Source organism: Arthrobacter sp. NPDC056493 (assembly GCF_042795115.1).
GTDB lineage: Bacteria > Actinomycetota > Actinomycetes > Actinomycetales > Micrococcaceae > Arthrobacter.
Genome location: NZ_JBHTSL010000027.1, coordinates 21,810 through 41,976, shown reverse-complemented (window position 1 = coordinate 41,976; position 20,167 = coordinate 21,810). Strand labels below are relative to the sequence as shown.

Sequence of the window (20,167 nt, the reverse complement as noted above, 5' to 3'; positions counted from 1 at the left end):
CCGTCTCCGCCGCAGCGGGTCTCCGTCGCATACTGGTTTCATGGGGATGCAAGGCGCAGGAGGATCAGTGGTGGAAACCTTGAAGAGGGTGGTGCGGAACGAGTACTTTCCGGCAGCAGCCGTGCTGGCGCTGGTGGTGCTCTTCTGGGTTGCGGGCCTGTTCGGCGGGTTGTCCCTGCTGAGCCGGAGCCAGCCGCCGATCGCCACGCTGACCTGGCTGCTGTTCGTCTACGCCGCCGCCGTCCTCACGCCCCTGGCCGGAGTCCTGGCCGCGGCGGACCTGCTCCGCCGGTGGTGGAGAAACCGGCGTGCCGCGAATGACGGCACCGTCCAAGACGGCACCGCCCAGGACGGTGCAAGGATCGGGTCCTAGACCCGCCCGGGCGCCGGACCCCGGCCAAACCCGTGGGGTCCAAAACCATTGCAGCCCCTGCGCCGGAGTGGTTGCATGGGGTGCATGAATGCCTCAGAGAGTTTCGTTTTAGCGATCGGGACCAAAAAGGGCCTCTGGCTGGCCACCAGCCAGGACCGGAAGCAATGGTCCTTTTCCGGCCCGCACTTCCTGATGAGCGAGATACCAAGCATCGGAATCGACACGCGGGGCGGCCGCACACGCATCATGGTCGGGGTGCGGTCCGAGCACTGGGGCCCCTACGTTGCCCACTCGGATGACTTAGGCGCCAGCTGGACCGAGCCCGAACAGGGCGCCATCAAGTTCCCCGAGGGCACCGATGCCGCCGTGGAACGCATCTGGCAGATCTACCCCGACGCCGAATCCCGCCCGGGCGTCGTCTGGGCCGGCGCGGAGCCGATTTCAGTGTGGAAATCGACCGACGGCGGCGAGCACTTTGAGCTGAACCGCGGGCTGTGGGACCACCCGCACCGCAGCGAATGGGGAGCGGGATACGGCGGCGCAGCCGCCCACTCGATCGTGGTCAATCCCTCCGGGGACAACGTGCACGTCGCAATGAGCACCGGAGGCGTGTACCGCTCGCTCGACGGCGGGACGTCCTGGGAGCCGCGGAACAAGGGCATCTCCGCGTACTTCATGCCTGATCCCAACCCAGAGTTCGGCCAGTGCGTGCACAAGATCGCGGCGGATGCCGCCGTCGAAGGCCGCCTTTACGCGCAGAACCACCACGGCGTGTACCGCAGTGATGACAATGCCGAGAACTGGGAATCGATAGCGGAGGGCCTGCCGGCCGATTTCGGCTTCGTCATGCTGACGCACCCCAGGCGGGCAGGCACGGCCTGGGTGGTTCCCTTGAAGGCCGACGGCGAACGCATCCCGCCGGACGGAAAGCTCGCCGTGCACCGCACCGACGATGCCGGCGCCACGTGGAAGCGCCTGGACTCCGGGCTGCCGCAGTCAGAATTCAACGCGGTGCTCCGTGACGCGGCCTCGGTGGATTCCGCAGAACCCGCCGGGGTGTATTTCGGAACGCGCGGCGGCGAGGTGTATGCCAGCGCCGACGAAGGTGAGACCTTTACGGAGGTGGCGTCCCACCTGCCCGATGTTCTGTGCGTCCGCGCTGCCATTGTGGCCGGAGCGCCGGTTCCGGCCGGGGCTCCCGCATGAGGATGTGCAGTGGCTGAGATCAGCGTGGTCCTCCCCAGTGTCCTCCAGCCGCTCGCCGGCGGGCAGTCCGTACTGACTGCACCCGCCGACGGGGCGGTGACTGTGCGTTCGCTGCTGGATTCCGTGACCGGAAACTTCCCGGTGCTCGCCAGGCGGCTGCGGGACGAGACGGGTGCGCTCCGCCGTTACGTGAATATTTACGTGAACGGTGAGGAGGTCCGGCGTCTCCGCGGCCTGGAAACGGAAGTTTCTGCCGGCCAGGAAGTGCTGATCATTCAGTCCGTGGCCGGCGGTTAGCCGGCTCAGGCGACGCGCCAAACGCTGCATTCGTCCGTATTGATGGCCTTGCGCATGCCCGTGTGATGATCCATGATCCACACGACGCCGATGCCCGGGGCTGTCTCCTGGACGCTGCCGCGGCGGATGATGACGTCGTCGTAGCTGGGGCCAACCGACAGGCGGGCCTCGATCTCGTCGCCGCGATGCAGCTGGTCCAGGGCACGGACCCGGGTGATGTGGGGTGTGGCTTCCTTCAACATGGCGATGGCCTCCTGAGCTGGAGCTGGTGCCTGCAATTGCCGGCACATCCAGTGTGGCGCGGCATTGTTGCGCACGCGTTTCCTGCCCGTTAGCGCCCGGTTAGTTTCCGGCGCCGGGGCGGTTTCCGCGGCAACACAGTGCGGCGGCCCGGCGAAAAGCGGCGCCACTGCGCTGGCGGGGCGATGCGCGGACGCCTCAGGCGGCTAATCCAGGAGATGCTCGAAGGCATGGTCCAGCGCCGAGCGGACGGCCCCTACGACCGCCGCGTGGTCTCCGAGGGCTGACGCTGCCAGTCTGGGTTGAGCGGAGTTCAGCCTGCCCAGCTGCCGTCCGAAGACTGGAAGCAGCACGTCACCTGCCCCCGCCGGTCCGCCGGCCAGGACCAGCAGCTCCGGGTCCAACAGGGTACTCACCACCGCTGCCGCCCTTGCGGTGCGTTCCATGACCACCTCCACCACCTCGACGGCGGCAGGGTCGCCGCGGCGCGCCGCCTCCACGACCATTTCGGCCGTGACATCCCCTGGCTTTCCGCCACACAGCTCGACGAGCGCACTGGCGCGGCCCGGGCGGTCACCGGCGATGATCTCCGCGGCGGCGATGGCGCCCAGTTCCCGGCACATGCCTCCCACGGCGTCGGTGTTGCCCACGCCTTCCACCAGATCGAGGAAACGCATTTCGCCGGCAGCCCCGGCGCCGCGCACCAGCCGTCCACCGAGGCAGATGCCGGCGCCGAGGCGCTCGCCGGCCAGGAGGACGACGACGTTGTCCACACCCTGGGCGGCCCCGCGCCAGCGCTCCGCCAAGACAGCAAGGTTGGCGTCGTTGTCCACCAGCACGGGCCACGTGAATTCCGGTTCAAGTGCTGTGCGGAGGTCAAGTGCCGCCAGGCCGGGCAGGTAGGATTCCAGGGCCACGGCATGCCCGTCATCGGTAACGGGTGCGGGCACCGCCATCCCGGCAGCCAGCACTTTGCCCGCGCCCACGCCCGCCTCACCCAGCAGATCCTGCATGATCCGGCGGGCGATTCTGAGGCGTTCCGGAGCGCCGACGTGCTCATCGCGCCAAGGTTCGGTGGCTTCCGCGATGATCTTTCCCCGAAGGTCCGCCAAGCAGCAAGAGACCTTGGTCGCGCCAAGGTCAATGCCTGCAACGAGGCCCGCACCGGCGTTCAGGGCGTAGCGCCGTGACGGCCGGCCGCCGGCGTTGGGAGCAGCGCTGACGTGAGGGTGTCCGTGAGGGCGCGCAGCGGCGGAAGCCGTCGCACCCGGCTCCGTTTCCATCACCCAGCCCCGGTCGATCAGTTCGTCGCAGACGGAGTGCACAGTGGGCCGGGAGAGGTCGGTGGCAGCGATGAGATCCCCGGCCGTCAGCTGATCCCCGGCGGCCAGCACCCGCAGCACAGCTTCCCCGGTGATCCGACGGAGGACCGGGGCGGTAGCAGCAGTCCGCTTCGCCGACATACTTTCCCCACCCCTTGACGCCCGGACAAATGCTCTCCCATACTAGCTGGCAGTGGTTTATTAAAGCTATTAATAAACCCTGTGATTCGGTGCTGGAGTAGTCGCGAGGCACCCCGGCCGGACATTTCCCCGCACCCCACCTCCGAGGAGAGCAATGAAGCAACGCCTCAAATCTGTCTGCACCGCCACCGCCATGGCGGTGGCCGTTTCGGCACTGGGCCTGACCCCCGCCGTCGCGGACGCTGCCGATCCGCCCGGTTCGCCAGGCGCCGCCGCAACCTGGACCAAGGGCGACAAGGAGGGCGTAGGCACCTCCCTAAACCCGGCTTCGAAGGTCTGGTACACGCTAACTGAGGGCACCATGAGCGAGGTGTACTACCCGCGGGCGGACACACCCAACACCCGGGAACTGCAGTTCGCCGTCAGTGATGGCACCACGGCGCAGCGGGAGAGCGAACAGACAACCCGCACGGTGGAACTGGCCGATCCCAAGGCCCTCAGCTACCGCCAGACCACAACAGACGACGCCGGCCGCTGGCGGCTCACCAAGACCTACGTCACCGACCCCCAGCGGTCCACCGTGATGCTGGGCGTCACGTTCGAAGTGCTCGACGGCGGCGACTACCAGCTGTTCGTTCTCTCCGATCCGTCGCTGGCGGGTACTTCGGGCGGCGACTCCGGCAGCGTGTCAGACGGTGCTCTCCTGGCGTCCGACCTCGCAGACACCGCCACTCCCGTGGCTACGGCGCTCGTTTCCTCGGTGGGCTTCAGCATCGCCGCCAACGGCTATGTGGGAACCAGCGACGGCTGGACCGACCTCGCAGCCGACGGCCGGCTGGACCATGCGTCCGCTTCTGCCGGCCCTGGGAACATCTCCCAGACGGGACAGATTCCGCTGGCGGCGGGCGGGAAGACGGAATTCGCCCTGGCCCTCGGTTTTGGTGCCGACACGTCCGAGGCGCTCGCCACCGCCCGGGCCAGTATCAAAGCAGGCTACAAAAAGGTCAGCAAGAGCTACACGGGGGAATGGAAGAAGTACCTGAAATCGCTGGACCAGCCCGCTGAGTCACTGCAGGGGGACCTCCGCACGCAGTACGACGTATCCCTCATGACGGTGAAGTCCCATGAGGACAAGACTTTCCCCGGCGCCTTCATCGCCTCACTTACCATCCCGTGGGGCCAGGTGGCCAGCGCCGAAACGCACCGCGAGGGCTACCATGCCGTCTGGGCGCGGGACATGTACCAGTCAGTCACCGCCCTGCTCGCCGCGGGTGACAAGGAAGCCGCCACCCGCGGAGTTGAATGGCTGTTCAAGTACCAGCAGCAGCCGGACGGGCACTTCCCGCAGACCTCGCGCGTGGACGGCACGATCGGCCAGAACGGCATCCAGCTCGACGAAACGGCATTCCCCATCCTGCTGGCCAACCAGATTGGCCGCACCGACGCCGCCTTCTACCGCGACGAGCTCAAGCCGGCCGCCGACTACCTCGTTGCGGCCGGGCCCAAGACGCCGCAGGAGCGCTGGGAGGAGACGGGCGGGTACTCCACCTCTACGCTGGCTTCGCAGATTGCGGCGCTGGCCGCCGCGGGGGACATCGCAGAGAAGAACGGGGACGCCGGCTCCGCCGCCGTCTACCGCGCCACCGCAGATGAGTGGCAGCGGAGCACCGAGAAATGGATGTTCACCACCAACGGCCCGGTGGGCGACGGCAAGTACTACCTGCGCATCAGCGCCACCGGTGACCCGAACGACGGCGCCACCCGGGACTGGGGCAACGGCGCCGGAGTGCACCCGGAGAACGCCGTCCTGGACGGCGGCTTCCTGGAGTTCGTGCGGCTCGGTGTGAAGGCACCGGCGGACCCCCATGTCGCCGGCTCCCTGGCGGAGACCGACTCATCGATCTCGCAGGAAACCCCTGGCGGGCGCATGTGGCACCGCTACACCTATGACGGGTACGGCGAAAAGGACGACGGCTCGCCCTGGGACGGCACAGGGACGGGCCGCCTCTGGCCCCTCCTGAGCGGTGAGCGCGGCGAGTACGCTCTTGCCAACGGCCAGGACGCGCTGCCCTATTTGCAGACGATGCATTCGGCGGCCAACGCCGGCTACATGATCCCCGAGCAGGTCTGGGACCGGGACGAGCCAACCTCGTTTGGCCACGAGCTGGGCCGCAGCACCGGATCGGCGTCGCCGCTGTCCTGGGCGATGGCGCAGTACGTCAGGCTGTCCGCCGGCCTGAAGGCCGGTGCCCCCGTGGAGACTCCTGCCAATGTCGCCGCACGCTACGCGAGCGGAGCTCCGCTCTCGCGCCCGGAACTCACCGTTACCGCACCCGAGGCACTGTCGACGGCGGACTCGGCTGCCGCCGTCGTCCGCGGAACCACGAACTCCGCGAAGGTGTACGTGTCCGTGAACGGGACCGTCACGGAGGCCCCCGTCACTCGCGCCGCTGACGGCACCGGCACTTTCGAGCTGGACGTTCCGCTCACCGGTGCCAAGAATAAAATCGTTGTTGCGGGGGTCGCCGCAGACGGCGGGACCGCCGTCGAGGACCGCACCGTCCTCTACTACGGCAGCCGCATCGGTTCGCTGAGCGATCCCAAGGGCGACGACAACGGCCCCGGAACCTACAAGTACCCGACGAACAGCGTGTACGTTCCGGGCGCCTTCGACCTGACCGGCGTGGACGTTTACGATGCGGGGGACGACTATGCCTTCGTGTCCACCATCGCCGGAGAGTTGACCAACCCGTGGGGCGGGAAGGCCATTTCACATCAGCGCATCAATATCTACCTGGGCAGGGGCGAGGGCGGCGCCGCGCCTGGCCTGCCGGGTACCAACATCAATGTGGAGCACGCCTGGGATTCCGTGATCGTCACCGACGGCCGGTACGACGGCGCCGGCGTCTACGCGCCGGACGGCAGCCGGACCTCGGCCGTATCGCTGCTGGCCGTCCCTGAGGCACGGCAGATCGTGACCAGGGTGCCCAAGACAGCCCTTGCCGGACTGGATCCCGCGACGGCACGGATGTCCGTGGCCATGTTCGGCAACGCCGAGGCCGGGGAGGGCATCGGAAACGTGCGGCCCGTATATGACGGGGCCTACTGGGAAGCGGGCGATCCGTCCTGGATCAAGGAATGGCGCTTCGGCGGCGGAGCGGGGATCTTCGACGGCAGCCTCCCGTCCCGGGATACGGACACGGGCGACCCCAACGCGCTGGACGTCTTTGTCGGCGAGGGCCAGACGCAAGCTTCGGTACTCGACTGGCGCGCAGGATCACCCGTGGTGGTGCCGATGCTTGGCCTTCAGCCCTAGGAGGAAGCTGTGAAGTCGTTTGTCTGCCAGGGGGTGGTTCTCCGGCCCCGGACGATGTCTGTTGCGGGAGCCTGTCCGGGGCCGGAAGTATGTTGCTGTTACCGGGCCTGTACAGACGTGCCGTCGATCAGGCGGTTGACCCGCCAGGGGTTGGCGTCCTGCAGCGGTGCCGGGCGCAGCTGCTCCGGGAAGTTCTGGTAGGCAACCGGGCGTAGGAACCGATTGATCGCCAGCGTGCCCACCGACGTGGTCTTCGAGTCCGAGGTGGCCGGGTAGGGGCCGCCGTGGACCACTGCATGGCCGACTTCCACGCCGGTGGGCCAGCCGTTGATGATGATCCTGCCGACCTTGCGTTCCAGGGCCGGGATCAGGCCGGAGGCGACGGGGTAGTCCTCCTCGGTCACGTGCAGCGAGGCCGTGAGCTGGCCTTCGAGCAGCCGGGTGGCCCTGATCAGGTCGTCGATGTCCTTGTAGCGGACCACGAGGCTGGCGGCGCCGAAGATTTCCTCGTGAAGCACCGGGTTGCCGGTGAAGGCGTCCAGGTCGGCGCCGAAAACTGCCGGGGCGGGGGCGTTTTCGGTCGGGCCCTTCTGGCCCCGCCCGATGAGCTCGACGTCGGCCGCAGCTTCCAGCGCGTTGTGGCCGTGCTCCCAGGCAGAGGCGATCCCGCCGCTGAGCATGGTCTGCCCGTACAGCTGCGTGATGGCGTCGGCGACGGCTGAGGCGAACCGGTTTCCGGCGTCGCCCGCGGGAACGAAGACGAGCCCTGGCGAGGTGCAGAGCTGGCCGGAGCTGCCGGTGACGGAGGTGACGTACTCCTGGGCCAGGTTTTCAATGTCCCCGTTCAGCGCGCCGGGGAAAACGTAGACCGGGTTGATGGAGGACATTTCGGCGTAAACCGGGATCGGCTCGGGCCGGGCCGCGGCGGTGCGCATCAGGGCCGTGCCGCCGGCGCGGGATCCGGTGAAGCCCACGGCCTTGATGGCGGGATCGGCCACGAGGGCCTGGCCGATGCTCGCGCCGGAGCCGTAGATGAGGGAGAAGACGCCCGGGTGCAGGCCGAGGTCGCGGACGGCCTTGGTGATGGCCTGGCCGACGAGTTCGCTGGTTCCGGGGTGGGCGTTGTGGGCCTTGACGATCACCGGGCAGCCGGCCGCGAATGCGGAGGCGGTGTCGCCGCCCGCCGTCGAGAAGGCCAGCGGGAAGTTGCTGGCACCAAACACGGCGACGGGGCCGAGTGGGATCTGGCGCTGCCGGATGTCGGCGCGGGGCAGGGGAGCCCGGTCCGGGAGGGCCGGGTCGATGCGGACGCCGCGGAAGTCGCCCTGGCGGACCACGGTGGCGAAGAGCCGCAGCTGCCCGGTGGTGCGGGCGCGTTCGCCCTGCAGCCGGGCGGCCGGGAGTCCGGTCTCCTGGCCGGCGCGGACGATCAGTTCATCACCGATGGCCTCGATGTTCTCGGCGATGGCGTCCAGGAACCGGGCGTGCTGTTCGGGTTCAAGGGTGCTGAAGGAGTCGAAGGCGTCGGCGGCCGCGTCGGTGGCCGTCCTGAGCTGCTGTTCGCTGATCAGGGTGTAGGCAGGTTCCAGCTGTTCGTTGCTGGCGGGGTTGAAGCCGTAGGCCGTGCCGCTGGTGCCGGGAGTGGCCTCGCCGGCGATGAGGGAATGTCCTTGAAGTGTCATAGTGCGCCCTCCTGGGCGGTTGAAAGTAGGTGCGGGCTGTGTTTGCAGGCGCTGCCGGAGTTGGTTGGGCGGTGCCTGGTCAGGCGTTGCCGGCTCCGAGGTGCCAGATGCCGAGGGCGGAGAGCAGTTCCCGGGGATCCCAGATGACCCATTCCTCGGCGAGCTTGTCGCCGTCGAACTGCAGGAAGGATGCGCCGGTGACGGTGATGCTGCGCCCGGTGGCGGGGACGTCCATGAATTCGCCTTGGTGTGTGCCCGTGGTCTGCCAGTGGACCGCCACTTTTGCGCCGTCCTCAATGATGTCCAGGATGTCAGTGCTCGAGTCCGGAAATGCGGTGTGCATGGCCTCGATGGTCTTGCGAAGTCTGGCGTAGTCCTCGCTGCCTGACTTTGAGCGGCGGACGTAACCGGGTGCGAGGAGCTGCTCGAACGCGGACAGGTCCCCATCTCCCCAGGCGCCGTTCCAGGCTTTCAGGATGGTGTCGCGGCGGCTCATGATGCGCTCCTTGCTGCTGTTTCGGCGGGTGCCGGGATGTCGATGGTCTGGTACTGGCCGAACTTCCCGGCCCGGAAGAGCAGGGCGTCGCCGGTCCCTTCGTCCATGTTGGTCACAGAACCGACCACCATGTAGTGGTCACCCACGACGACCTCTGCAGTGACGACGCAGTCGATGTAGGCGGTGGCACCGTCCAGGTGCGGGGTGCCAAGTGGCCCGGGGGTGCAGGGCAAGCCTTCAAACTTCTCCGGTCCCTTCCGGGACAGTGACCTGCAGATGCTGATCTGGTCATCGGAGAGGATGTTGGCGGTGAACTTCTGGAGTTTGCGGAGCTTCGGCCAGCTGGAGGACGACTTGTCCACGCAGAACATGACCAGGGGCGGGTCCAGTGAGAGGGACTGGAAGGTGCCGACGACGAGGCCGAGTTTCTCGTCGTCGTCGTTGACGCCGGTGATGGCCGTAACGCCCGTGGGCAGCTTGCCCAGGATCTGGCGGTAGTAGGCGGGTGTGATATCCGCCGGAACGGCGGCTGGGGTGATGTCCATGTCAGTGTTCCTTGATCAAGTGAATTGGATCAGGCGAGTTCGCGGAAGCTGCCGAAGCGGCCGCCGTGGAAGATGAGGGGTGCACCCTCACCGGGCGTCATGTCCAGCACGCTGGCGATGACGACGAGGTGGTCGCCGGCGGTGAACTGCTGCTCAATCCGGCAGTCGAACCAGGCAAGAGACCCGGAGATGTGCGGGGTGCCCCACCCGGATTCGGACCAGCCCACATTGCTGAGCTTGTCCTCGCCCTTCGCCGAGAGTGCGCGGCACACCTGCTGCTGGTCTGCGGCGAGGAGGCTGACGCTGAAGGTCCCGGCGTCGGCGATTCTGGGCCAGCTGGTGGAGGAGTGCATCACGCTGAATGTCACCAGCGCCGGTTCCATTGACAGCGAGGCGAAGGTTCCCACGATCATGCCGTTCCGGGCCCCGGTGACCGGGTCCGTGGAGCAGATTGCGGCAACCCCGGTGGGCAGGTGCCGCATGACGGCACGGTAGGTATCGGAATCGATCCGGCGGGCTTCCAGGGCGGGAGCACTCATGACTGTTCCTCTCGCGCGGCGGCCTTCAGTTCTGCGTGGATGGTGTGGCCGGCGCGCAGGCCGGACTCGATGGCACCGTCGAAGAAGCCGGCCCAGATATTGGCGGTGTCGCTGCTCGCGAAGTGCAGGGCGCCTTCGCTGGCCTGCTGTGCCTCGTGGTATTTGGTGAGCTGGCCGGGGCGCTGGATCTGCCAGGTTTCCTCGGCGTAGGGGTCTTCGCCCCATTTGTGACCGGTGACCTCGAGGACTTCCAGGTCGTCGCGCCAGACCCTGATGGCTTCCTGGACCTGGTCCTTGTCGGTGACGTCGATGCGGTTCGCGTCGGCGCCGAAGCCGACCAGCACGGCGTCGTGTTCTCCGACGAACTCGGTGCGGATCACGGAGAGCGGCTTGTCCTGGGCGGAGTAGGCGAAGAACGGCTTGATGGGGCCAGGTTCTCCCCGACGGCCGACCCGGATCCACGCTTTCACACCTTGGGAGGCGGTCTTTTCCCGGCTGGGGGCGAGCTTGCCCTCGGACAGGGCGGGCTCGACGTCGAGCTTGTGCAGCACGTTCTGCGGCAAGGTGATAACTACCTTTTTGGCCTGGATTTCCTGGCCGTCGCCGTAGGTGACAGTGGCACCGTCGCGGTCGTGGCGGACACTGGTCACCGGGGTGGCCAGGCGGATGTCGGCGTTGGTGTCTTCGGCAATGGCATTGGCCAGGCCATCGTTGCCGTCCTTCAGGCGATAGATGGCCGAGGCCTCGTGCATCAGGTGCCAGTGGCCGGAGGACCCGGCGGTCCAGCGCAGGGCGTTGACGTAGGCGCACTGGTCCAGCGGGGCGTTGAAGTGGCCAACCCAGGCGGCCTCGTTCGCGTTCCGCTCGTCCTCGGAGAGGTCCAGCTTGTCCAGCATTTCCTGCAGGTTGTACTGGTCGACCTCGGCCAGGTTCTCCACGGTCAGCGGTGCGTCGGGGCGGGGCAGCCACTTAACGGTGTCTTCCAGCAGCCGGGTCATGCCGGGATCGATGAGCTTCATGAAGTCGTCCAGGTTGCCGCGGCGCACTTCGTTGCCGGCCAGCCAGAAGGTTTCCTCCGAGCGCGGGCCGCGGGAGACCTCCAGGCCGTAGCGGGTGACCTCGGCCCAGACGTGGGGCTGGGTCCAGTGCAGCCAGTTGCCGCCGAGCTCCAGGTTCTGGCCGAGGCGGCGCTCGGTGTACAGGCGGCCGCCGAGGCGGTCGCGGGCTTCCAGGACAACCACGCTGTGGCCGCGGTTGCCGAGCTCCCGGGCGGTGATGAGGCCGGCCAAGCCGGCACCGATGACGACGACGTCAGTCTGTTCAGTCATTGAAGGATCCTTAGGTGATAAGTAGTGGGCGCCGGGCTAGCGGGAGGCATCGCTGAGGTGCTTGGTGCGGTGTGCAGTCGCAGGGTGGCCGTCCAGGGTGTACTTCTGGCCGAAGAGCTTTTCGCGCAGCGTGACCGGCTCCTGGTCCTCGGTGCGTGCGGGGGCGACAATTCCCTGGGCACGGAGTTCGGGCAGGGCCAGCTCGATGAAGTCTTCCCAGCTGCCGGGCTTGGTGATGTAGCTAAGGTTGACGCCGTCGACGTCGGCCTCGTCGCGCCACCGGCGCAGCTCGGCGGCCACTGTTTCCGGGGAACCGACAATGGTGGAGCCGGTGCCGCCGACGGCGAGGAACTCGGCGATCTGGCGGGGGGTCCAGTCCCGGTCCGGGTCGGCCTTGGAGAACATGTCCACCATGGACTGGCCCGCCTTGGTTCCGACGGACCGCAGGGGGGTGTCCAGCTCGTACTCGGACATGTCGATGCCGGTCCAGCCGCTGAAGCGGGCCAGGATTCCATCGATGGGTGCGTTCTCCACGGCCTTGCGGTACTTGGCCTGGGCGTCTTCGTCTGTCGGCGCGACGATGACGGTCAGGAGGATGACCACCTTGACGTCCCGCGGGTCGCGGCCGGCATCTGCCACTGCCTGGCGGAGCTTGGCCACCGTGCGCTTGGCGCCCTCCACAGAGGTGCTCTGGATGAAGACGGCTTCGGCGTGCTTGCCGCCGAATTCCATGCCCCTGGCGGAAGATCCCGCCTGGAACAGGACCGGGGTGCGCTGCGGGGAAGGCTCGCAGAGGTGGAAGCCGGGCACCGTGAAGTGCTTGCCGGAATGGTTGATCTGGTGCACCTTTGCCGGATCGATGTAGGTGGCCGATTCAACGTCCCGGACTACAGCATCCTCTTCGAAGGAGCCTTCCCAGAGCTTGTAGACCACGTCCATGTACTCGTCGGCCATGTCGTAGCGCTCGGCCGGGGTGAGCTGCTGTTCCTTGCCGAGGTTGCGGGCCGCGGCCTCGGAGTAGGAGGTGACGATGTTCCAGCCCACGCGGCCGGAGGTGAGGTGGTCCAGGCTGCTGTACTTGCGGGCCAGCAGGTAGGGCGGCTCATAGGTTGCCGAGCAGGTCACGCCGAAAGTGAGGTGCTTCGTTACGGCGGCCATGCCGCTGATCAGCACGGTGGGGTCATTGATCGGGAACTGCGCGGCGTCGCGCAGGGCAGCGTCCCCGTTTCCGCGGAAAACGTCGTGGTAACCGACGTTGTCGGCGAAGAAAATCCCGTCGAAACCGGCGTTCTCGAGCGTCTGTGCGATGCCCGTCCAGTACTGGAGGTCGGTGTATCGGTGGCCTTGGTCGCCTTCGGCCCGCCAGGAACCGGAGGTCAGGTGGGTCGGGGCAAAGACGTCAAAAGCGAAAAGGCTCAGAGGTTCATTTTTCATGGCAGCGGTGCTTCCTTGGACTCGTGCCTGACAAGGCGACAACTTTGGCAACGTTCATAAACTGAACACTGCGTTCAATTTAAGGTGTAAGCCAACTCACTGTCAAGGGCCTCTTTGTGGTGAGGCAGATTACGCGCCGCCTATTGACAGCAGATGTGGCGCATGCCATATTTTTGATCACGACGTTCGAAGGATGAACGAATCGGATCTGGTTCTCTAACCTTCCCCAACCGCCGCCGTGCTGATACCGCCGGCGCTCTCCCCGTTCGAATTAGCACGATCTACAAGGAAGTCCATCGTGAATACACCTGTTACACCTGCCCCGAGGCCGCCCGTGCAGTCATCGTTGGCACGGGATCCGCAAAAGAAGAAGTTCCTCGTAAAGCTCAGCGGCGTGATCGCCGGCGGCATGTTCATCGACGGCTTCATCCTTGGCGGCATCGGCCTGGTCATGCCGGCCCTGACGGCTGACTTGAGCCTGTCCGCCGCCATGCAGGGGCTTATCGGGGCCTCGGCCCTGATCGGCATCTTCTTCGGCGGTCCCATCGGCGGTTACCTGGCCGACAAGGTCGGCCGCAAGCCGATGTTCATCGTCGACCTCGCCATCTTCCTTGTCGGTTCCGCCGCGCAGTTCTTCGTGGCCGACGCCTGGCAGCTGTTTGTGATCCGACTGCTCATGGGCATGGCAATCGGAGCCGACTATGCCATCGGCTGGCCGCTGCTGGTGGAGTTCTCCCCGGCCAGGCTCCGTGGCAAGCTGATGGCCTTCCAGGAGGTCGCCTGGTACGTCGGCTACCTGCTGTCCTACGCAGTGGGCTACTACATGTCCACATCAATCCACGCCGACTGGCGCATCATCCTCGGCATGAGCACCGTCCCGTCGCTGATCGTGTTCCTGCTCCGGCTGGGATCGCCCGAATCACCGCGCTGGCTCATCAGCAAGGGGCGGCGTGAGGAGGCGTTTGCCATCGCCACCCAGTTCATGGAGGAGGCGGATGTCAGGGATCTGGAGCACGAGAAGCCCGAGAAGCCGAAATTCGGCAAGCTCTTCTCCCCGCAGTACCGCAACTCCACCATCTTCGTCTGCATGTACTGGGTCTGTAACGTCACCCCCTACTTCGCCATCGCCACCTTCGCGCCCATCGTGCTGGAAAGCCTGGGGGTCGAGGACGGCCTGGCCGGAGCACTCGCGCTCAACGGCGTCGTGGTGGCCGGCTCGTTGGCCGCGATGTTCCTCATTGAAAAGGTGGGGCGCCGCAAGCTGTCCATCCCGCCGATGTGGATCGCCGCCGTCGCCCTGGTTGTCATCGGCCTGTTCTCCCACATGTCGCCGATGATCATCCTCGTCAGCTTCATTGTCTTCTCGTTCTTCAACGCCATCTCCACGGCCCTGACCGGCGTATACCCCGGCGAGGTCTTCCCCACCGAAATCCGCGGCGCGGGAGTCGGCTTCGCCACTGCGTTCTCACGCATCGGCGCGGCTGCAGGAACGTTCATCCTTCCGTTGTCCGTCGATGGGCTCGGTGTGGGAACCACCATGCTGATCGCCGCCGGCATCTGTGTCCTGGGTGCTGTGATCTCGCAGTACCTCGCCCCGGAAACCAAGGGCCTGAGCCTGAGCGACACCTCGGCGCCCCTGGTGAAGGCAGCAGCGAACTAGTACCGAGGCCGCCCCGGCTTATACATACGGTAGGGCGCCCTGCCCGGGCTTAGGCCGGCAGGGTGCCCTTCCGCGCGGAGGGCCAAAATGCGCGGCATTGGGAATGCCGCGCATTTCATCGACTGGCCGCAGGCCAACCATAAAGGAGCACCGACATGCCTTATGCCATGCAGATCACCCGGGCCGGCGGCCCGGAAGTATTCGACCGGATCCACGTTCCCCGACCGGTTCCCGGGCCGGGTCAGCTGCTGGTGCGCGTGGCCGCGGTGGGGGTGAACTTCATCGAGACGTACCAGCGTGCGGGCGTCTACGCCGTCGAATATCCCCTGGTTCCGGGAGTCGAGGGTGCGGGCACAGTCGAGGAGGTAGGCGCCGGGGTGACCGGGTTCGGCGTGGGCGACCGGGTTGCCACGACAGAGGGCGAGGGCAGCTACGCGGAGTACATGGTGCTGGACGCCGGGAAGGCGCTTCCGGTGCCGGACAGCGTCTCCGACACCGTCGCCGCGGCGGTGCCGGCGCAGGGCATCACCGCGCACTACCTGGTCACCTCCAGTTACGCGGTACGGGCCGGGGACACTGCCCTTACCTACGCGGGGGCCGGAGGGGTGGGACTGCTGCTGATCCAGCTGCTCAAGCTCAAGGGTGCCACCGTGATCACCACGACGTCGACGCCGGAAAAGGCCAAGCTGGCCAGGGAAGCCGGGGCCGACCACGTACTGGACTATGCCCGCGTCCCTGAGCGCGTACGGGAGCTGACCGGCGGCCGCGGCGTCGACGTCGTCTATGACGGCATCGGCAGGGACACTTTTGAGGGGTCCCTGGGCGCCCTGCGCATCCGGGGCACGCTGGTGCTGTTCGGTGGCGCTTCCGGGCAGGTGCCGCCCTACGACCTGCAGCAGCTCAACGCCCACGGCTCCCTGACCGTCACCAGGCCGAAGATTGACGACTTCCTGCTCGATGACGAAGAACGGCGCTGGCGCTCCTCGGAGGTGTTCGGCCTCGTGGCTGACGGGAGGCTGAAGGTCAGCATCGGTGCACATTTCCCGCTCGGGCAGGCCGGCCAAGCCCACGCCGCCCTGGAGTCACGGGCAACCACCGGCAAGGTCATCCTGGTCCCTTAAGCTCAGGGGTGAACGCCCCGTTCGCTAATTGAAAAAGCATAGGATGGTGGGGACAGCACGGGCCTCGGGCCCTGAGCGAACGCGAACCGGGAGCAGATATGGCGGCGGGACGAAGCGCAGCAGAAGCAGGCGAAGCACAGGGAACCGAAGCGACGACTGCCGATGATTCGGTAGACCTGACCAACAAGTCCGTCATCAAGGCGACTGTGCTGCTGAGCGAACTGGGCCGGCACCGGCAGGGCATCACCGTCACAGAGCTTGCCCAGGCTGTCGGCATGACCCGCCCGACGGCCTTCCGCCTGCTCCTGAGCCTGGAGCAGACGGGCTTCGTGGACCGCGTCGACAACCGGTATTTGCTCGGCTGGCAGGTGGCCAGGCTGGGCAGGCTGGCGGATCCCTACACGGGGGCCGTTGCCAGGATCCAGCCCATTCTGGACGAGTACGCAGCGAAGCTCAAAGAGACCATGAGCTTCGCGATGGTCCGGAGTGAGACTTCCTACGATGTGATCGCCGAAGCCTCCGGCTCCCGCTACCTGAACGCTACCCACCTGTACGTCGGCGGGAACTACCCTGCACATGCCAGTGCCACTGGCAAGCTCCTTCTTTCCGAACTTAACGACGACGAAATTGCCGCTACGTTGCCGGACAAGCTGGAGTCCTACACCGCCCGCACCATCACGAGCCGGAAGGCCCTCCTGCAGGAAATCCGCCGGGTCCGCGAACAAGGCTACGCCGTCATCGATGAGGAGCTTGAGGAGGGCCTTTTCGCCGTCGCGTATCCGGTCCGTGGCGGTTCGGACGGACTGCTCGGGGTGCTCGCGGTCCAGGGGCCCGTCCAGCGGTTCCAATCGGACAAACTGCCCGGCGTCGTGGACCAGCTGATTAAGGCCGCCGACGAGGTTGCGAAGGCTTTGTCGTAGCGGCGCCTTCGCGCCTCTGCGCTCAGGCGTTCGCCATGGCGATCAGGTGCTCGCGCGACGGGTACTTCCATTCCACGTACTGGACGGGGACTCCGGCGCGCTCAGCCACCACGCCATGAGTGACGCCGTCCGGGCCCTCGCTGCTGCTCACATCGGTGATGCAGGCAATCAGGGCAGCGGTGCGCCGTTCATCGCGTTCGCGGAGGATTTCCGCGACCATCTTGGGGGTCTTGCGCCGTGCCTTCTGGCGCCAGTGCGACATGTCTTACCTCTGCGTGGCGGTTAGGCGGCGTCTGGACCCTCAACGCACAGGCCGGCCCACGGCGCGCAGGTCAGCACCTCGGAGCCCATGGACTGCCGGATCGCGGCGCCGCCCATGGCGCCTGCCCGCCTGCGGCCGGCAACGGTGCGGCCGGCGACGGGGCGGCCGGAACGGGCGAATGCGATGAGAAGGATGCGGTGAACGGTGCTCATGATGGGCTCCTCGCGGGCTGCTGGGGGAACCAGGGGTTCCCGGGGATGAAGTATTCGACACCGGCAAGCCGCCGTTGGCCGCTCGATGCATTGAAACTTTGAACGTGACGTTCATTTTCTGAACGTGCTTTCATTGTGGCCCGTGTCACGGAAATTTGCAAGGGGCTTGCTGGCGCCGCCGCCTCCGCCTCCGCCCCCCGCCGCCGCCTCCGCCGCGGGCCAAGACTGACTTGCGCGGGGCTTGACGGTGAAGTGGATCGCTCTTAAGCTGAACGCCACGTTCATAGATTGAACGTCGAGGACGTCCCCGCCACCTATCCCATGGACCACGAACATGCGCCTACATTCCACAACTCCAGCCAGCCACACCACCCGCCTGCCGGCCGCGCCGGTGCCCGACTGGTCCAGGCTTTCCCGGGATGACGCCGTCAGGGTGCTCCTGCGGGACGGCAGGATCATTTCGGGGCAGATTGACATGATCGCCGTGGACCGCAGCGTCTTTTGGGTGATTCAGTCGGCCGGCCGGGGGAGGGTAATGGTGTGCAGTTCCGATAAGCCCGTGGTGGTTCGCGCCGCGGCTTCGTAATCCATTGCGCGAGATCGTGAGCCGTGCCACAATGGGGTAACGTTCATAAAATGAACGTGACGTTCAAATTTACTCAGTAGCAAGTCCACCAGACAAGGAAGTCGGCCGGTACACAGGTGTACCGGGCCGCAAGGCAGAAGGGAAGGAACCATGTCCATCTCAGCAGGTCACCGAGCCATCGTCAGTGCCTTCGGCTGGGGGCACGGCCCCGCCCGCCGGGCCGCCGCGGCCGTGCCGGCAGTAGAACTGCCGGTCAGCTTCCCTGCGCCTTCGGCGGCGATGCCGGCCGCCGTCGGACCCTCCACCGTCGAACCGGCCGCCGTCGAACCCGGCACACTGGTTTGCTCCCCGTGGGAAGGCCTCTACCTCGCACAGGCCCACCCGGTGACCGCCCGCGGGGACGGGGCCACGGCCCGTCAGCAGCTGGACTCGTTCCTCAACAGCCTGATGTACGGCGAGTAAGTACAGAGGCCAGTGCCATGACAACCACTCTTTACGCCGAAGCTGCGAGCAACGGGTCCTCCACAGCAGCAGCCACCGACGACTGCGACGCCAACACCTGCTTTTACTGCGCCAGTCCCGAGACGGACTGAGGAGCCACTCGGGCAGGCCATTGACCGCCGATCCTTCTGGAACAAGACTTTCAGTGGGCCAGCAGCCCGCCACCGTCGACCAGGAGGAGCCAGCGATGACCACCCAGGAAACCGAGGCAGAAGCGGACTACCAAGCCGGCAGGGAGTGGTTCAAGAGCGCGGTGGTGTACCAGATCTATCCGCGCAGCTTCGCTGACTCGGACGGCGACGGCATCGGCGACCTCCGCGGGATCATCGGCAAACTGGACTACCTGCAAAAGCTGGGGGTCGACGTCGTCTGGCTCTCCCCGGTGTACCGCTCGCCGCAGGATGACAACGGCTACGACATCAGCGACTACCGTGACATCGACCCCGTTTTCGGCGACCTCGAGACCCTCGACGAACTGCTGGACGGCCTGCACGCGCGGAACATGAAGCTGGTGATGGACCTCGTGGTGAACCACACCTCAAATGAACACCCGTGGTTCGTGGAGTCCCGCTCCAGCAAGGACAACCCGAAGCGGGACTGGTACTGGTGGCGGCCGCCCCGCGACGGCGCCGGACCGGATGCAGCAGCGCCCGGAGCCCCAGGCGCGGAACCCAACAACTGGGGCTCGGCCTTCTCCGGGCCCGCCTGGGAATACGACGAAAGCACGGGGGAGTACTACCTCCATCTGTTCTCCAGGAAGCAGCCGGACCTCAACTGGGAGAACCCGGAGGTGCGGGCCGCCGTGTACGACATGATGAACTGGTGGCTGGACCGCGGCGTGGACGGCTTCCGGATGGACGTCATCAACTTCATCTCCAAACAGCAGTCGCTGCCGGACGGTCCGCAGGCCGAGGGGATGCTCTACGGTGACGGCGGTCCGCACTTCATCTGCGGCCCGCGCATCCACGAATTCCTGCAGGAGATGCATCAGGAAGTCTTCGCGGGGCGGGACAAGGACCTGCTGACCGTGGGTGAGATGCCGGGGGTCACCGTCGGGGACGCTGCCCTGTTCACGGATCCTGGCCGCCGGGAGGTGGACATGGTGTTCCAGTTCGAACACGTGGCACTGGACCAGGAGGGCGGCAACAAGTGGCGGCCTAAAAAGCTGCTGCTCACCGACCTCAAGAAGTCCCTGGGCCGCTGGCAGGAAGGGCTCGCGGAACGCGGCTGGAACAGCCTCTATTGGGGAAACCATGACCAGGCCCGTGCCGTTTCCCGGTTCGGCGACGACGGCCGCTACCGGGAGCTGTCGGCGAAGATGCTGGCCGCCGTCCTGCACCTGCACCGCGGCACGCCGTACGTTTACCAGGGCGAAGAGCTGGGCATGACCAACATGGCGTTCGGCGCCATCAGCGACTACCGGGACATCGAAGTCCTCAACCACCACCGCGAAGCCACCACCCACCTGGGCCACACCGACGCGGAGGTCCTCGCCGCCCTGGCCCCGCTGAACCGGGACAACGCCCGGACACCCGTGCAGTGGGACGCCAGCCGGCACGGCGGCTTCACCACCGGTGCGCCGTGGATTGCCGTGAACCCGAACGCGAACACGATCAACGCCGCCGCCCAGGTTGACGATCCCGGGTCCGTCTTCAGCTTCTACCGCAAGGTCATCGCCCTCCGGCACTCGGATCCCGTGGTCGCCTACGGGGATTTCCGCATGCTGCTGCCCGACGACGAGCACGTCTACGCGTTCACGCGCTCCCTTCCGGAGGCAGAACTTCTGGTGCTGGCCAACTTTTCGGGGACCGGCCGGACGGCCGACGTCGACGACGGCGGCTGGGTCCGGGATTATAACAACGCACCAGCGCCGCTGGTGCTGGGCAACTATCCGCCGGACGCCGGCGAACTGAAGCCGTTTGACCTGCGCCCGTGGGAGGTGAAGGTGTTCCGCCGGAACGTGTAGGCACTCCCGGGCGTAGCAGG

The 20,167-nt window shown here is 66.5% G+C and carries 20 protein-coding genes; 10 read left to right on the top strand and 10 right to left on the bottom strand.

The features are described from left to right. The first annotated feature begins 70 nt into the window (after positions 1–70). The 3 genes from ACFQ50_RS12635 (at position 71) to ACFQ50_RS12625 (ending at position 1,876) form a co-directional block, all read left to right on the top strand. Positions 71–373 carry a hypothetical protein gene (locus ACFQ50_RS12635; protein WP_377995886.1) on the top strand — a complete coding sequence of 101 codons (303 nt, stop codon included), beginning with the start codon at positions 71–73 and terminating at the stop codon, positions 371–373. A gap of 75 nt (positions 374–448) precedes the next feature. Next, positions 449–1,579, top strand: coding sequence for a WD40/YVTN/BNR-like repeat-containing protein (locus ACFQ50_RS12630; RefSeq protein ID WP_377995885.1), 1,131 nt, complete (start codon positions 449–451; stop codon positions 1,577–1,579). Positions 1,580–1,588: 9 nt separating this feature from the next. Further along, positions 1,589–1,876 carry a MoaD/ThiS family protein gene (locus ACFQ50_RS12625; protein ID WP_377995884.1) on the top strand — a complete coding sequence of 96 codons (288 nt, stop codon included), beginning with the start codon at positions 1,589–1,591 and terminating at the stop codon, positions 1,874–1,876. 5 nt (positions 1,877–1,881) lie between these two features. Here ACFQ50_RS12625 and ACFQ50_RS12620 read toward each other — a convergent pair whose 3' ends face one another. Both ACFQ50_RS12620 and ACFQ50_RS12615 read right to left on the bottom strand, forming a co-directional pair. Next, positions 1,882–2,118, bottom strand: coding sequence for a hypothetical protein (locus ACFQ50_RS12620; protein ID WP_377995883.1), 237 nt, complete (start codon positions 2,116–2,118; stop codon positions 1,882–1,884). A gap of 204 nt (positions 2,119–2,322) precedes the next feature. Next, on the bottom strand, positions 2,323–3,579 hold the full coding sequence (locus ACFQ50_RS12615) for an ROK family transcriptional regulator (protein ID WP_377995882.1): 1,257 nt from the start codon (positions 3,577–3,579) through the stop codon (positions 2,323–2,325). Positions 3,580–3,733: 154 nt separating this feature from the next. Here ACFQ50_RS12615 and ACFQ50_RS12610 point away from each other — a divergent pair, with 154 nt between their 5' ends. Then, positions 3,734–6,895, top strand: coding sequence for a glucan 1,4-alpha-glucosidase (locus ACFQ50_RS12610; protein WP_377995881.1), 3,162 nt, complete (start codon positions 3,734–3,736; stop codon positions 6,893–6,895). Positions 6,896–6,993: 98 nt separating this feature from the next. On the opposite strand, the gene ACFQ50_RS12605 is transcribed toward ACFQ50_RS12610, so the two are convergent. From ACFQ50_RS12605 to ACFQ50_RS12580, 6 genes are all read right to left on the bottom strand, one after another. After that, positions 6,994–8,577: an aldehyde dehydrogenase (NADP(+)) gene (locus ACFQ50_RS12605; protein ID WP_377995880.1), complete on the bottom strand. Its 1,584-nt coding sequence runs from the start codon at positions 8,575–8,577 to the stop codon at positions 6,994–6,996. Between the two features lie 79 nt (positions 8,578–8,656). Then, on the bottom strand, positions 8,657–9,073 hold the full coding sequence (locus ACFQ50_RS12600) for an ester cyclase (RefSeq protein ID WP_377995879.1): 417 nt from the start codon (positions 9,071–9,073) through the stop codon (positions 8,657–8,659). Next, complete coding sequence (locus ACFQ50_RS12595; RefSeq protein WP_377995878.1) at positions 9,070–9,618, bottom strand: flavin reductase family protein; 549 nt, start codon at positions 9,616–9,618, stop codon at positions 9,070–9,072. Before ACFQ50_RS12595 ends, ACFQ50_RS12600 begins: the two co-directional genes overlap by 4 nt. A 29-nt stretch (positions 9,619–9,647) precedes the next feature. After that, a complete protein-coding gene (locus tag ACFQ50_RS12590; protein ID WP_377995877.1) occupies positions 9,648–10,157 on the bottom strand; it encodes a flavin reductase family protein in 510 nt (169 codons plus the stop codon). After that, a complete protein-coding gene (locus ACFQ50_RS12585; RefSeq protein ID WP_377995876.1) occupies positions 10,154–11,485 on the bottom strand; it encodes a flavin monoamine oxidase family protein in 1,332 nt (443 codons plus the stop codon). The genes ACFQ50_RS12590 and ACFQ50_RS12585 overlap by 4 nt, the downstream gene beginning before the upstream one ends. A gap of 36 nt (positions 11,486–11,521) precedes the next feature. Then, positions 11,522–12,919 (bottom strand): LLM class flavin-dependent oxidoreductase, encoded by a 1,398-nt coding sequence (locus tag ACFQ50_RS12580; protein WP_377995875.1) that lies wholly within the window; start codon positions 12,917–12,919, stop codon positions 11,522–11,524. 298 nt (positions 12,920–13,217) lie between these two features. Here ACFQ50_RS12580 and ACFQ50_RS12575 point away from each other — a divergent pair, with 298 nt between their 5' ends. The 3 genes from ACFQ50_RS12575 (at position 13,218) to ACFQ50_RS12565 (ending at position 16,620) form a co-directional block, all read left to right on the top strand. Further along, positions 13,218–14,579: an MFS transporter gene (locus tag ACFQ50_RS12575; protein ID WP_377995874.1), complete on the top strand. Its 1,362-nt coding sequence runs from the start codon at positions 13,218–13,220 to the stop codon at positions 14,577–14,579. Between the two features lie 155 nt (positions 14,580–14,734). Continuing rightward, a complete protein-coding gene (locus ACFQ50_RS12570) occupies positions 14,735–15,700 on the top strand; it encodes a quinone oxidoreductase family protein (protein ID WP_377995873.1) in 966 nt (321 codons plus the stop codon). Between the two features lie 98 nt (positions 15,701–15,798). Then, positions 15,799–16,620 carry an IclR family transcriptional regulator gene (locus tag ACFQ50_RS12565; protein ID WP_377995872.1) on the top strand — a complete coding sequence of 274 codons (822 nt, stop codon included), beginning with the start codon at positions 15,799–15,801 and terminating at the stop codon, positions 16,618–16,620. Positions 16,621–16,642: 22 nt separating this feature from the next. On the opposite strand, the gene ACFQ50_RS12560 is transcribed toward ACFQ50_RS12565, so the two are convergent. Then, positions 16,643–16,882, bottom strand: a complete 240-nt coding sequence (locus tag ACFQ50_RS12560; protein WP_377995871.1) for a hypothetical protein — start codon at positions 16,880–16,882, stop codon at positions 16,643–16,645. 20 nt (positions 16,883–16,902) lie between these two features. Next, positions 16,903–17,094, bottom strand: a complete 192-nt coding sequence (locus ACFQ50_RS12555) for a hypothetical protein (protein ID WP_377995870.1) — start codon at positions 17,092–17,094, stop codon at positions 16,903–16,905. 334 nt (positions 17,095–17,428) lie between these two features. On the opposite strand from ACFQ50_RS12555, the gene ACFQ50_RS12550 reads away from it, so the two are divergent. The 3 genes from ACFQ50_RS12550 (at position 17,429) to ACFQ50_RS12540 (ending at position 20,147) form a co-directional block, all read left to right on the top strand. Next, a complete protein-coding gene (locus ACFQ50_RS12550; RefSeq protein WP_377995869.1) occupies positions 17,429–17,680 on the top strand; it encodes a hypothetical protein in 252 nt (83 codons plus the stop codon). A 150-nt stretch (positions 17,681–17,830) separates the two neighbouring features. Further along, entirely contained in the window at positions 17,831–18,142 is a 312-nt protein-coding gene (locus ACFQ50_RS12545; protein WP_377995868.1) for a hypothetical protein, read from the top strand. A gap of 226 nt (positions 18,143–18,368) precedes the next feature. Beyond that, the gene (locus tag ACFQ50_RS12540) at positions 18,369–20,147 is read left to right on the top strand and encodes an alpha-glucosidase (protein WP_377995867.1); all 1,779 of its coding nucleotides are present in this window, start codon (positions 18,369–18,371) and stop codon (positions 20,145–20,147) included. Positions 20,148–20,167 lie beyond the last annotated feature (20 nt).